Source organism: Bilophila sp. T19-St14, assembly GCF_059728385.1.
The window spans coordinates 2,238,706-2,253,149 of sequence record NZ_BAAGFT010000001.1 but is presented as its reverse complement, the minus strand read 5'-3'; the positions used below and the strand labels follow the sequence as shown (position 1 = coordinate 2,253,149).

Below are 14,444 nucleotides of genomic sequence, written 5' to 3'. Positions count from 1 at the left end.
GCGACGTTTCGAGAGGAAGGCAAGGGGGAAGATGGAGGGTGTTCCGCTTTCCCCGGAAGGATTCCCCTCCTTGCCCCCATTTGGAAGGACTCCCTATGAATTACACGTCAGCAGTGAGCATCATACCGGGCGGCTGCCCGCAGTTTCTGGATTGCCGCCTCGACGCGAAGGGCCTCGGCAGGTTCTGGGCGTATTTCCGCGAAATCCCGCAAACCGGGGAATCCGCCATAGCCTCCGCGCGCAGGCAGGTGGAACTCGTCCCCGTGCCGCTGGACGACACCGGGCAGCCCGGCGACTACGACTACAAGATCGACGCGAACCGGGCGCTTGAAGCGTTCACGGGGCGCTGGGTTCCCGTGCCCTTCCTGCGGCTCTCCAACGAGCAGTGGAAGGACGGCGCGTTCAAATGCGAAAAGGGGCCGAGCAACTGGGCGCGCCTGCACGTCAGCCGCGAGGATTCCGACGGCGCCTACCGCCTGACCTTCCTGTTCGATACGGCCATTGAGGAACGCGAACAGCCCACGGGCCAGTATTTCGCCCTGTGCGGCGACGACGTGGCGGAGAACGCCCGTTTCGCCCTCTCGCCCAAAAGCCGCGACAACGCGTGGTTCCTCAATACGCTGTGGGTCGACGAATGGATCGCCGAAATCTACGATGCCCACCAGACCGCGCGCCACAACGGGCGGACCGCATGGCGCGAGAATACGCCGTTCATCATGGAGCACCTCGCCACCTACCTGACGCTCCTTGAGGCGCTCGCCGCAAGCGGGGCCGTCCCCTCCGTGCGCGTGGTCGATCCCGCCCACCTGACGCCCGTGGACGTAGATCTCGTGCTCGATCTCGGCAACTCCCGCTCCACCGGGATGCTCGTGGAAACCCTCCCCCAGCGCCAGACCAACCTGAACGACAGCTACCTGCTCCAGATCCGGGATCTGAGCCAGCCGGACCGTACCTATACCGGCCCCTTCGCCACGCGCATCGAGTTCGCGGAAGCCACCTTCGGCAACCCGCGCCTGAGCGCCCGTTCGGGCCGCAGCACCCCGGCCTTTGTCTGGCCTTCGGTGGTGCGCGTCGGCCCCGAAGCCGCCCGGCTCGCCCAGCATTCCGTGGGCGCGGAAGGCAATACCGGCATGTCCAGCCCCAAACGCTACCTGTGGGACGAATCCCCCCGCGCCCAGCAATGGCGCTTCAACGCGTGGGGTACGGGCTCCGAGCTGGAGCCGCCCGTCACGCGGGGGGTGTTCATCCAGCAGATCAACCGCGAAGGCACGCCGCTGTGCTGCTTCGACGATCCGGGCCTCTCCCCGCGCCCCAAAATCCTGCGCACCCAGCAGCCCGAAGTGGCGTTCGAGGCCCATTTCACCCGCAGCTCGACCATGATGTTTCTCCTCAGCGAGATCATCATGCACGCGCTCGCCACCATCAATTCCCCGGCCCAGCGCGGCGAGCGCGAACAGCCCGACGTGCCCCGCCGCCTCAAGCGGATCATCTTCACCGTGCCCAGCGCCATGCCCATTGCTGAACAGCGGATATACCGCCGCTGGGTGACGTGGGCCGTGCGCATGATCTGGGAAACCCTCGGCTGGGGGCAGTGGTACACGACCAAACAGGGGATACGGGACACCCGCCCGGACTACCGGGTCAGCCCGGAAGTCCGTTGCAGCTGGGATGAAGCCACCTGCACCCAGCTCGTCTACCTCTACAACGAGATCACCGAAAAGTTTCAGGGCGACGCCCGCCACTTCTTCGCGCTCATGGGCCGCAAACGCAGCGCGGACGGGCCGTCCCTGCGCATCGCCAACGTGGACATCGGCGGCGGGACCATCGATCTGAGCATCACCACCTTCGCCGTCACCGGGGATGAAGCCACCGCCGCCCGCATCAAGCCGCACATGGCATTCCGCGACGGCTTCAACATCGCTGGCGACGACGTGATCCGCGAGATCGTCGAACAGCACGTCCTGCCCTGCATCGGCCAGGCCACGGGCCTTTCCGATCCCCGCAACCTCCTCGGCCAGCTTTTCGGGCGGGATACAGTGGGCGGCTCGCAGCGCAACCGGGCCCTGCGCACCCAGTTCGCCCGCCAGATCGCCGGGCCGGTCGTCACCCGGATGCTTGAAGGCTACGAACAGGCGGATCTGCTCGTGGGCGGCGTGCAGGAACGCAAGCTGTCCGCGTTCTTCCGGCCTGAGCACGCCCCGCAGGAATCCGATCCCGCGTCTCCCGAAACGGAAGGCCTGCCGGAACACCCTTCCGTCGCGCTCATCCGGTACGTCAACGAGGCCGTGGAGCGCCAGACCGGAAAGCCGTTCAGCCTCATGGATGTAACCCTGCGCATCGATCCACGGGCCATCGACAGGACCATCCGCAACACGCTCGGCCAGATCCTCGCCAACCTGTGCGAGGTCATCCACGCCTACAACTGCGACCTGCTCCTGCTCACCGGGCGGCCTTCCAAATGGCACGCGATCATTTCCAGCTTCTTCGCCAAGCTCCCCGTCCCGGCGGACCGCATCATCCCCATGCGCGATTTCCGGGTGGGAAGCTGGTACCCCTTTGCCGACAACCGGGGCGAGATCACCGACCCCAAGACGACCGTGGTGGTCGGGGCCATCCTCTGCGCCCTGTCCGAGGGCCATCTCGAAGGCTTTTCCTTTGATACGGGCTCGCTGTTCCTCAAATCCACGGCCCGGTTCATCGGCGCGATGGACGCGGGCGGCCAGATCCGGCAGGCGCAGGTCTGGTTTGAGGCGGATACGGACAATCCCTCCGGCGGCGAGCTGCACAAGGCCATCCAGTTCTCCGGCCCGATCCCCATCGGCTTCCGGCAGATTGAGGCCGAGCGCTGGACGACCACCCGCTTCTACATGATGGATTTCGCCTCGCCCGCCGCACGGAACAACGCCCGGAACCGTCTGCCCTACACGGTGAAGCTCGCCTTCACGGTGGCGGATCTTGCGGACGCGCCCGACGCGGCGTCACGGGACGAGGGGGAACTCGCCGTCAGCGAAATCGAAGCCGTGGACGGCACCCCGGTCAATCCCCGCGACCTCGAAATCCGCCTCCAGACCCTCCCCGCCGACGAGGGCTATTGGATTGACACGGGCGTTTTTAATATTTTGTAGAAAGGCAGAAGACCGGAGGGGGCGGGGAAACCTTTCTGGAGAAAGGTTCTCCCCGCCCCCTCCAGACCTCCCCCACCCCTTCCAAAGACTTTTGCAAACGGGTCGGGAAACGGTTGCGGAGCCGCGGCGGGCTACTCCTTGATGGAAGTTTCCCGGTTTCGCATGAAAAACAACCGGAGCCGCAGCGGATTGTTCCCTGATGGAAGCCTCCGGTTCCGCGTGAAGAAAACAAGGGGCGGCCTCTTGCCGTTCCACGACATGAAAAGGGGCACGACTGACTCGCTCGGAACGGCGGTACTGTGTTTCGTGCTGAAAAAGCGAAGCGTTTCAGCACGAAACACTGTGCCGCCGCTCTGAGGGGGTCTGGGGGAAATCATTTCCCCCAGCCCGCCGGGAGGCATTCCTCTTATGACCATAGACGATCAAAAGCTTGTCGAACAGTGCGAAGCGGGCATCAAAACGCTCGCCGGCGTTGACGAATGGGTCCGGGCGAACCCGCAGGCCGCGGGCTCCTCCGGCGAGGCGCTCCTGCGCGAGAGCAACCGGCTCGCCCGCGCCCTGCGCAAGGAGGCCGCCACCGCCGCGCGGAAAATGTGCGTGGGCGTGTTCGGCCCAAGCCAGTCCGGGAAGTCCTACCTCATCTCGGCGTTGGCGCAGGATGCCGACGGCTCGCTGCTCGCGGCGCTCGGCGGCGAATCCGCCGATTTCATTCAGGACATCAACCCGGCGGGCGGCAAGGAGTCCACGGGCCTCGTCACGCGCTTCACCCTGACGCCGAGCGGAGCCCCGGCCATGTTTCCCGTGAAACTGCGCCTGCTGTCCGAACTGGATATCGTCAAAATCCTGACGAATACCTACTACGCCGACTGCCGCCACCTCACCCCGCCCGACGAGGACGCCCTCGCCGCCCGCGTGGACGAACTGGCGAAAAAGGCCAAAGGCGAACCGTGGCGGGCCTCCTTCAGCGAAGACGACATGATCGACCTGAAGGAATACGTCACCCGGAATTTCCGGGCCGCCGCCGTCGTCCAGAAGCTTGAGCACCTGTACTGGCCCAAGGCCATCCACGCCGCCGGACGCCTCGCGCCCGAAGATCGCGCCGCGCTGTTTGAAATCCTGTGGGACGAGGCCAAACCGTTTACGGGGCTCTACCTGCACCTGCGCGGGGTGCTCGACGCGCTCGGCTATCCCGATGAGGCGTTTTGCGGCAAGGAAGCCCTGCTCCCCCGCGAAACCAGCATCATCGACGTGGAAACGCTGCGCGGCCTCGGAGAGGCGGAGGGCGCGGACAGCCTCGAACTGGTCACGAAGGACGGACGCCGGGTTACGGCGGGCCGGGCCGAAGCCGCCGCGCTCACGGCGGAGCTGTCCATCACCATGCGCCACAAGCCGGACGATTTCTTTGAACATACCGACCTGCTCGACTTCCCCGGCTACCGTTCCCGCCTCAAGACCGACGACGTGGCCCGCGAACTCGCCAAGCCCGATCAAATCCGCCAATTCTTCCTGCGCGGCAAGGTGGCCTACCTCTTCGAGCGCTACAAGACCGATCTTGAGCTGACCAGCATGCTCCTGTGCATCGGCCCAAGCAATCAGGAAGTGCAGGATCTGCCCGCCGTCATCAACGACTGGGTGTCCGACGCCGCAGGAAAGACGCCCGAACTCAGGCGGGGCCGCCACACCACGCTGTTCCTCGTGCTTACCAAGTTCGATATGGAATTTGAGAAGAAAAAAGGCGCGATGGACGACGAAACCCGCTGGTCAAACCGCCTGCACGCCTCGCTCCTCGATTTCTTCGGCAAACAGTACGACTGGCCCGAACAGTGGACGCCCGACCAGCCGTTCAACAATACTTTCTGGCTCCGCAACCCCAAATTCCGCTGGGAAGCGGTCATCGCGTTCGACGGCGAGCGGGAAACCGGCATCCGTTCCGAACAGGAAGCCTATGTGTCGGACATGAAGTCCAAGTTCCTGAATACGCCCGAAGTGCGCCGCCACTTTGCCGATCCCGAAGCCGCATGGGACGCCGCGTTCACCCTCAACGACGGCGGCGTGGCCTTCCTGCGCCGCCGGCTGCGCCCGGTATGCGATCCGGCGATCAAACGGCGGCAGGTTGCGGACCGCGTGGCCGACAACCTGCGCCCCTTCGTCGAGCACCTGCGCCGCTTCCACCGCACCGACGACAAGGCCGCCCTGCGCGAACAGCAGCGCCAGCTCGGCATGCGCCTTGCCCGCAGCCTCGCCCTGACCGCCCAGAACCAGCGGTTCGGGGAGCTGCTCCGGGCCATGCTCATGCGGGATCACGAACTGTACGCCCTCTATTATCAGGTTGAAAACCGGCTCATGCGCGGGAACGGACAGGCTCCCGCGCCGCAGCCGAGCATGGGCAGCGCCGCCAGCGCGCAGGACATCATGGACGACCTGTTCGGCGACATGGCCCCGCTCGTGTCCGCCTCCGCCGAAACGCCCGAAGCCGCCCCGCAGCCGCTGGACGAGGCGGGCGCGTTCGCGGAACTCGTCGTCGGCGCGTGGATCGAACGGCTCAACGCCCTCGCCGCCGATCCCGTCCGCCAACGGTACTTCGGCCTTGAAGCCGAAGATTTCGGGCAGCTTGTCCACGAGCTCATTCAGGGCATGTCCCGCCTCGGCCTTGAAAAAGACATGGCGCAGGCCGTGCGCGACGTGTCCGGCTACCGCAATATCCGGCGCGACAAGCTCATCTGGCGGCAGGCAAGCATGGCCGCCTACTGCATCAGCGCCTTTGTGGACTGGCTGGGCTTCAACCCCTCATCCGTCTCCGAGGCCAAGCGCACCATCCAGCTTGCCGGGCGCACCCGTACCCTCTTCAGGCAGCGGCCCGATCCGGAAGGGTATCCCGCCCTTGCCGCCGAACCCCTTGCCTTTGACAGGCAATACTATACCGATTGGCTGGCGGCGCTCATACACCTCATCGAAGGCAACGCCGACTATGAAGGCGGGCAGGCCTTCGATCCGGAGCAGAACGCCCGCCTCGGACAACTCATCAACAACCTGAACCCTTCCGTTTTCACGCAGGACAACTGACATGACGCTTCGCTGTGCACTCCGTTTCGAACCCGACAAAGCCAAAGGGCCGGGCTACGGCCTCATTCTGGCCTCCTGCCCCGGCTTTTCCGCGGCCCCCAACACGCTTCTCTACATGATCAAGGATCCTTCCAACGGCATGAGCCTCGGCCCCAACGGCTGGCAGCCCGGCGACGCCCACCTTGTTCCCGACGCCGTAGCCCCATCGGGCGAAATCCTGAGCCTGTCGGTAGGCCCCGCCGTTGTGGACAGCCTTGAACTGCAGGCCATTTATCAGGTGGCGCTGTTCACGGACGCCGAGCATGTGTGGCAGGGCGGCCTCAGCATCAACCGGATCGTCTATTCGCGCGATCCCAGCCTCCTGCCCGATCTGGAGCTCGCCCCCAAACCCACGCCTTCCGCAGGACGCGCTCCCCTGCCCCTGCCGGAAATGGAAACCGGCCCCGCGCCGACCTCGCTCACCTTCGATGGGAAACCCGGCTCGGCGGTCCCGGACAGCGAACTGCTGAACCTGAAGGAACGCCCAAAAAGCTGCAAGGGGCTTATCCTGAACATCATCTTTGCCATCCTCACGGTCATTCTGCTTGCCGGGGCCGGATACTTCATCTACACGCGCGTCCTGCCCAAAACGGACACGACGCTGGAGGAAAGGCCCGCCGAAGTCCTGAAGCATGAGGCGGCGGATCTGCCTCCGGGCCAGGAAGCGCCCGTGAAATACGCCCCCGATGACATCAAGGGCCCCAAGGGGTTGCAGGTCGCCCGCGATGCGCTCAAGCGCAAGGTGGAGCCGGACACGGCTATGGCCCTCGCGCAGCAGCTTTTTGCCGCTGCCGACGATCCCAAGGCGCAGGACGGCGCATTCCTGATCGCCGACGAGCTCGCCAAGAAGGGCAATGCGCAGGCCCTGCTCATGCTCGGCGACTTCTATTCCCCGAAGCAGCCCCAGCGCGGGACCATCCAAAAGGACACCGACATGGCCGGCGACTGCTACAAGAAAGCCCTCGCAGCCGGAGCCGCCGAAGCCCAGCAGCGGCTGGATGCGTTGAAGTAGAGAGAGAGAGAGAGAGAGAGAGAGAGAGAGAATATTGGGGAGGGGAGGAAGGCCCTTTTTAAAGGAAGACTTTTCCTTTCCCTCCCCAAACCTGCCGACGCGGAACCGCCCCATCCTTTCCAAAGGCGTTCCTCAACGGGGCGCATGGCGATCACATGAGCGCGCCGGACTTCGCCTTGGCGGAAGTTTCCGAGGCCGCCTCATTCCCTTCAATGTCAACGGCCTGTTACTGTAAAAAGCCCCATCGTTGGCTGAGGCGTCATCCCTCAGCCTCCGAGGGCACCATCCCGACAGGAGAACCCCATGAAACGAATCCTCATCGCCATACTGACGGCGCTTACGCTCCTCGCGGGCTGGACGCCGACGCCACACGCGGCGGATCGCACGCCGCTGCTGATGGAAGGCAAGAAAACCCTGTACCAGCGGGTGATCACCCATCCCGGCACGAGCCTGTACGCCGGGCAAGGGGAAGGCTCCACGGTCATCCAAAAGGCCGTGCGCCCGTTCAGCGTTTTTTATGTATACACCCGCGACGGAAACTGGCTTGAGGTCGGCGCGTCCACCACAAAGCCCGACGGCTGGATAAAGGCCGCGGACACCACAGCATGGAACCAGGCCCTTACCCTGCTTTTCACCGACCGCTCACAGCGCCAGCCCGTCCTGTTCTTTAAGGATCACAAGGCCATCATGGATGTCTGCCAGGCGGAGGATCTGCCGGGCATGCTTTCAAAACTCCGCGCCGAAGCCAAGACCGCGCAGCAGGGCGACGCCCCGGCGGATCTGCCCATCCTCGCCGTGGAGCCCGACGACGCGCAGGGTGCCGTCTCGCGCAGCCGCTTCTACCTGATGCCCATCCTGAAGGTGGACACGCCGTTCGAGGGGACGAAGCTCCTTGAGGTAGCCTCCATCGATCCCGGCAGCGCCGGAGACAAGCCCGACGCCAACGCCCCAAAAGACGCCAAGGACGACGGCGTCCCGCGCACGGGCATCGCAATGGTCATCGACACGACCATCTCCATGAAACCCTACATCGACCAGAGCCTCAACGTGGTGCGGGCCATTTTCGACTCCGTCGCCAAGGACAAACTGGACGACAAGGTTTCCTTCGGCATCGTGGCCTTCCGCAACAGCACGAAGGCGTCGCCAAAGCTCGAATACGTTACCAAGGTCGTCAGCGATTTCCGCGACGCCACCAAACGCGGCGAACTGGAAAAGGCCCTCAGCGGGCTTGAGGAAGCCAAGGCATCCAGCCACTCCTTCAACGAGGATTCCCTTGCCGGGGTCAAGGCCGCACTTGATGAGCTGAACTGGCAGCCTTACGCCAACCGCGTGCTGCTCCTGATCACGGACGCCGGGCCGCTGCCCCTGAGCGACGCCAACGCCTCCACAAGCCTCGACGTGCGGGAACTGGCCGACCTTGCGGCCTCCCGCAACATCCGGCTGGTGGTGGCGCACGTCCGCACGCCCGCCGGAAAGGGCAACATCGACTACGCCGCCAAAGCCTACGCCACGCTGTCCGCCGTGCCCGGCGGGAAAAGCGCGTACATCCCGATTCAGGCCACGGACGCCGCCAAGGGCAGCGCCTCTTTCGCCAAGGCCGCCACGGGCCTGTCCTCCGCGCTGGTTTCGAGCGTGAAGCAGGCCCTTACCGGGAAGGCCCCGGTAAAGCCGCAGGAAACGCCCGCCCAATCGCCGGAAGAACGCGCCAAACAGATCGGCGAGGAACTCGGCTATGCCATGCAGCTTGAGTATCTCGGCAAAAAGCAGGGGACCCGCGCGCCGGAAGTCGTGACCTCATGGATTGCCGACGCGGATCTCGACGCCCTCAGCGCCGGAAAGCCCGTCAGCGCCGTTTCGGTCGCCGTCCTGCTGACCAAGAACCAGCTCAGCGATTTGCAGCGCCAGCTCAAGATCATCATCGACAACGCCGAGCGGACCCGCAAGACCGACTCGCGGGACTTCTTCCAGGGCATCCTGTCCGCCTCGGCGCAGCTTGCCCGCGATCCCGCCGCCTTCTCCCAGAAGCCCGGCGCGAACCTCCGCGATATGGGCGTACTCGGCGAATTTCTCGACGATCTGCCCTACAAGAGCGACATCATGCTGCTTTCCGAGGACGACTGGTACCGCATGAGCGTCGGGGAGCAGACAGCTTTCATCAACCGCCTCAAGTCCCGCGTCGCCCGTTACGAAGAGTACGACCGCGACGTCAGCAACTGGGAGAGCTTCGGCTCCAAGGATCCCGGCGACTGGGTTTACCGCGTCCCGCTGGCAATGCTGCCGTAGGGGGAGAATATTGGGGAGGGGGAGGAAGAACCCTTCTGAAGAAGGGCTTCTTCCTCCCCCTCCCCAAACCCCACCCCCTCCAGCTCCCAAGACTTTTATGTTTATCGAATCCCTGTCCGAGGCTTTCCTTTTGGCTGTGTTATAGAAAGTGGTTGATGCTTTTTTCTTTGAAGATCCAAAAGGATAACATGCAAAATGCCTTAACCGTGGATCCCGCCAAGGGGAAAACCGGAGAAAAAGGCTGTATTTTCACCGCACTGTGGAGATGAAACAACCACAAACCAGAACAGAGCCTTCCTTTTTATCAAATTTTTGTTCACGGCTTTCCTTGAAACGGTTTTTGATTCGGAAAAAAGAGCTTTTCCAAACTCGCATTTCCTTGCAAGGCCAGAAGATATATAAATATATTTTTGTTTTTTCAGGAAACGGCAGACGCCCACGGGCTCGCCGCAAGGCGTTTCGGGCGAAGCGCAGCTTCGGCTGAAACGCCTTGCGGCGGTACTGGGGGCCGGGGGGCATGATGCCCCCGGCAGGGCCAAGGGGCGGCAGCCCCGCCAAAGCGGCCCGCACCTTGCCGCAGGAGGCATTCCCCTATGAATCTCTGCGAACTGCAAAACGTCACGCTCGAACGGAAAGCGCGGGACTACACGTATCGGCTCCGCATCGACTCCCTGACCATCCGGGCCGGTGAAAAAATCGCGCTGATCGGCCCTTCGGGGTGCGGGAAAAGCACCGCGCTGGACTTGCTCGCCATGATATTGCCCCCAAGCGGGGCGGAAACATTCCTGTTCAGCGCACCGGGCGATGCGCCGGAAGATGTGGCGGAGCTCTGGCGGCGCGGAGGGCGGGAACGCATGGCCCGCCTGCGGCTGCGGCATATCGGCTACGTGCTGCAAACCGGCGGCCTCCTGCCTTTCCTGAGCGCCGGAGACAACATTGCCGCGCCGGGAAGGGCCAAGGACATGGACGCCAAGGCCGTGGACGCCGGATTGAAGGAACTGGCCGGACGCCTCGGCATCGGGCACCTGCTCGGCGCCCTGCCGGGCAAGCTGTCCATCGGGGAACGGCAGCGGGCCGCCATCGCGCGGGCGCTGCTGCCGAAACCTGATCTCGTGCTTGCCGACGAGCCCACCGCCGCGCTGGACCCCGTGACCGCGAAGAACGTCATGCGCCTGTTTACGGAACTGGCCGGAGAATGCGCGCTGGTCGTCGTGTCGCACGACCACAGGCTGGTCGAGGAAAACGGTTTCCGCTGCCTGCGTCTGGATGTGGACGGCGGGGACGGCTCCATCAACACCACGCTGCGGGGGTGAACATGCGTCTTTCCATCATCTGCGGCATGGCCCTGAGGGACTACTGGCACGAGCGCGCCCTGTCGCTGTGCGCGGTGCTTGCACTGGCGACCGTGCTGGCTCCCCTGCTCATCCTGTTCGGCGTGCGCAACGGCGTCATCGGCAACCTTCAGGAGCGGCTGCTCCAAGATCCCCGCAACCTTGAAATCGTTCCCGTGGGCAGCGGCAAATACGGCAAGGCTTTCTTCGAGGAGCTGCGGAAACGCCAGGACGTGGGCTATGTGGTCCCCCAGACGCGGGCCATAGCCGCGACCATCGCCCTGCTCCCCGCCTCCGAAAAAAAAGGCGGGCTGCCCCCCAACCCGGTCAACGTCAGCCTCATCCCTTCCGGTGCGGGCGATCCCTTGACCCGGCGTTTCGCCGGAAACGCGGCCCTGAAGGATGACGAAATCATCCTGACCGCGCCCGCCGCCGACAAGCTCGGAGCGCGCGCCGGAACCCTACTGACCGGGCGGGTCACGCGGGCGCGGGGCATGATGCGGGAACAGGCGGAAACGCCCCTGCGCGTCAAGGCCGTACTCCCGCTGTCCGCGCTCCAGAAGGAGGCCGCCTTTGTGCCGCCGTCGCTTGCCGAGGACGCCGAAACCTACCGCGACGGCATGGGCGTGCCCGAACGCGGCTGGGACGGGACGGCGCGCGGAGACGGCGAACGGCTCTACCCTTCGTTCCGGCTCTATGCCGCGGATCTTGACGGCGTGGCCTCGCTGCGGGACTTTCTGGGCGCCCGGAACATCGACGTCTATACCCGCGCCGAAGAAATCGAAAACGTCAAAATGCTGGACCGCTCCACAACGCTGGTGTTCGGCCTGATCTGCCTCGCGGCGGGCGTGGGCTTCCTCGCGTCCACGGCGAGCAACCTCGTCGCCGCCATCCGGCGCAAGCGCCGCGTGCTCGGCATTATCCGGCTCATGGGCTTTTCCGGGGCGGACATCGTATGCTTCCCGCTGGTGCAGGCGCTGTCCACATCCGCGCTCGGCATGGGGCTGGCCTTCGCGCTCTACGCCGCCGTCGCGGGCGTCATCAACGCCCTCTTCCCCCTCGGCGCGGAACTCGGCGCCGTCTGCCGCCTGTCGTGGGCGCATGTCGGGGGGGCTGTCGGCGTCGTGCTTGTGTTGTCCCTGCTGGCCGCCCTGCCGCCAAGCCTTTCGTGCGGCCGCCTTTCACCTTCCGAGGTTATCCGCGATGAATAAATGGTGTTTCCTGTTGATTGCCGCCTGCCTGCTCTCCCCCGGTACGGGGCACGCCGCGCTCAAGGCGCGGGGCGACGTGAAGGCCGAAGACGCCTTCAACCCCAACCCCGCCCCCGATGATCTGATCCTGCCCATGCCCTGCGGGCAAAGCATGGTGCTCAAGGCTGTGGGGGTGCGCGGCAAGGGCCTGCTCTGGGATCTCGAAACCCGTTTCGGACGCCGGGACGGAGGTTCCGACGATCGCGGCTATTATGACGGCCCGTATGCGTCCGCCATATCGGGCCCCTTCGTGCTCAAGGATCTCCCTCCCGACTGGCAGCGGAAAATCAAGGCCGCCAACCCGGACGCCGACGCCATGCAGTTCTATTTTGAAGGCAAGTACGAGGTGAGCAAACGCCAGTGGGATGCCGTCATGGGCGGGCAGTGCATGGATGGGGACGCCCTCCCCGCCCTCAGCCCTGAGGACGCGCGCCCCGTCGTCGAGGTTTCATGGCATGAGGCGCAGGAATTTACCAAAAACTATACGGAATGGCTGCTTGCCAACGCCCCGCAGTCCCTGCCCGGCTTTCAGGGGGATGACAGGAACACCGCCTTTGTCCGCCTGCCCACGGAAGCGGAATGGGAATACGCGGCGCGCGGCGCCCAGAAGGTTTCGCCGCTGTCCCTGAGCCAAGAGGATTTCTTTGAAATGCCGGCGGGCGACGCCGTCAAGGACTACGCCGTGTTCCGCGGCAGTGAGGGGACTTCGGAAGAAACGCTCCAGCGCATCGGCTCGCGCAAGCCCAACCCGGCGGGGTTCTACGACATGGCGGGCAACGCCGCCGAAATGGTGCAGGACGGCTTCCAGTTTTCCCTCGGCGGGCGGCTCCACGGCTCCACGGGCGGCTTTATCCGCAAGGGCGGCGGCTTCCTGTCCACGCAGGATGAAGTCATGCCCGGAAGGAGGGAGGAAGTGGCCCCCTTCCTCAAGGACGGGCCCAACAAGGCGCGGGATCTCGGATTCCGCATCGCCCTTTCCGGCATCAACACCCCCGGCGGCGCAAGGCCCGCGGAACTGGCCTCGGAATGGAAGAAGGCCGGGATAGAACTGTCCGCCGAGCTGAACCCCTCCGGCGATCCGCTGGAACTGGTGGCCCAGCTTGAGGCGCGGGCCGGAAGCGATGCGGAAAAGGCCAGCCTCAAGGGGCTTCAAAACCTGATCCGTGAAAACAACATTTCGCTCGAACGCCAGAAGCGATCCACGGTATCCAATGAAATCCGTTCCGCCGTCTACCTTGTGACCATGCTCAAGGACTGCCTGATCAAGCGGGAAATCATCGGCAAGGAGCTGCAAAACTTCGAGGACAAGAAAAAGCAGATCACGGCGGCCCTGCCCAAAATGAAAGCCGCCGAAGCCAAGCAGTATAAGCAAGTCCTTGCCAGCCTCGACAAGGGCATCGCCCTTTCCAAAACCGGCATCGACAATCAGGAGGCCGAATTCCGCTCCATGCTCCTGTTTTACAAGCAGACGGTGGAGAACACCCGGAAGGTGCCGCAATCCCTTTTTGACGAAGAGCTGAAAGGCATCGGGCAGGAAATGTCCGGCAAGGCCCCGCACCTCGTCAAGCAAAACGCCTCACTCCAGATCTACAGGAAGCACGTCGCTGCACTGCGCGGCGGCAAGCTGACCCTGCTCTCCTCGGATGCGCTCAGAAAGGACATCCTGTCCTTGATTCCCAAAGGGAAATGATCCTGAAGGGGAGGGAGAACGCCTCTCCCTCCCCCGTATTCCCTGTGGGCTGTCTTGGCTTCCCCTCCGTTTCCGGCTTGTTGTCCCCCCCGGACGAGGCATTCGCTTCTGCAATGAAAGCCGCATTTCAACTCTCTGAAATTCAAAGGCTGTGTTCAATTTTACGGTTGATGATTTTTTCAATGAAAATCAATAGATAAAAGTCCGTTCCACGTCTAGTGATGTGGCCTCTCTCATTTTTTGTTCATTACATGAAATCCAGTCTTGAAAAATTGTTGCGAGATCTCCAGATAATTTCCAAAGAACTCTTCCTTTCCAGTTGGAATCTTGTATCAACCACAAACTTAAGCACAGCCAATTCAAAATGAATATTTGAAAAAAGCTGTGCCATAGAAAATGGTTGACGCTTTTTTCCTTGAAACTCCAAAGGGATAACCGGAAAAATGCCTTAGCCGTGGATCCCGCCAAGGGGAAAACGGGAAAAAAAGCTCTATTTTTCACCGCACTGCGGAGATGAAACAACCACATGCTATAACAAAGCCTTTGAAAAAATCATCGAAAAGGCGAATGTCCCCTTCGGACGGCCCCTTATCATCCTCTTCCCCTCTGCCTGCCCCCCCGCTCCTTTTCCGCCCTCTTTCCCTCCATACC

The 14,444-nt window shown here is 63.4% G+C and carries 8 protein-coding genes; 7 read left to right on the top strand and 1 reads right to left on the bottom strand.

Annotated features, from left to right (window positions below; genetic code table 11):
* Window positions 1-95 precede the first annotated feature (95 nt).
* The 4 genes from AC6I1V_RS09550 (at window position 96) to AC6I1V_RS09535 (ending at window position 9,522) form a co-directional block, all read left to right on the top strand.
* Complete coding sequence (locus tag AC6I1V_RS09550; protein WP_486853393.1) at window positions 96-3,125, top strand: virulence factor SrfB; 3,030 nt, start codon at window positions 96-98, stop codon at window positions 3,123-3,125.
* 408 nt (window positions 3,126-3,533) lie between these two features.
* A complete protein-coding gene (locus AC6I1V_RS09545; protein WP_486853394.1) occupies window positions 3,534-6,188 on the top strand; it encodes a virulence factor SrfC family protein in 2,655 nt (884 codons plus the stop codon).
* 1 nt (window position 6,189) lies between these two features.
* Window positions 6,190-7,239 (top strand): hypothetical protein, encoded by a 1,050-nt coding sequence (locus AC6I1V_RS09540; protein WP_486853395.1) that lies wholly within the window; start codon window positions 6,190-6,192, stop codon window positions 7,237-7,239.
* Between the two features lie 303 nt (window positions 7,240-7,542).
* Window positions 7,543-9,522, top strand: a complete 1,980-nt coding sequence (locus AC6I1V_RS09535; RefSeq protein WP_486853396.1) for a vWA domain-containing protein — start codon at window positions 7,543-7,545, stop codon at window positions 9,520-9,522.
* 249 nt (window positions 9,523-9,771) lie between these two features.
* On the opposite strand, the gene AC6I1V_RS09530 is transcribed toward AC6I1V_RS09535, so the two are convergent.
* Window positions 9,772-10,041, bottom strand: coding sequence for a hypothetical protein (locus AC6I1V_RS09530; RefSeq protein ID WP_486853397.1), 270 nt, complete (start codon window positions 10,039-10,041; stop codon window positions 9,772-9,774).
* A gap of 74 nt (window positions 10,042-10,115) precedes the next feature.
* On the opposite strand from AC6I1V_RS09530, the gene AC6I1V_RS09525 reads away from it, so the two are divergent.
* Genes AC6I1V_RS09525 through AC6I1V_RS09515 form a run of 3 tightly spaced genes read left to right on the top strand, consistent with a single transcriptional unit; the run spans window position 10,116 to window position 13,793 of the window.
* Complete coding sequence (locus tag AC6I1V_RS09525) at window positions 10,116-10,835, top strand: ABC transporter ATP-binding protein (protein WP_486853398.1); 720 nt, start codon at window positions 10,116-10,118, stop codon at window positions 10,833-10,835.
* A gap of 2 nt (window positions 10,836-10,837) precedes the next feature.
* Window positions 10,838-12,064 (top strand): FtsX-like permease family protein, encoded by a 1,227-nt coding sequence (locus AC6I1V_RS09520; RefSeq protein ID WP_486853399.1) that lies wholly within the window; start codon window positions 10,838-10,840, stop codon window positions 12,062-12,064.
* Window positions 12,057-13,793, top strand: coding sequence for a formylglycine-generating enzyme family protein (locus AC6I1V_RS09515; protein WP_486853400.1), 1,737 nt, complete (start codon window positions 12,057-12,059; stop codon window positions 13,791-13,793). The genes AC6I1V_RS09520 and AC6I1V_RS09515 overlap by 8 nt, the downstream gene beginning before the upstream one ends.
* Window positions 13,794-14,444: the final 651 nt, after the last annotated feature.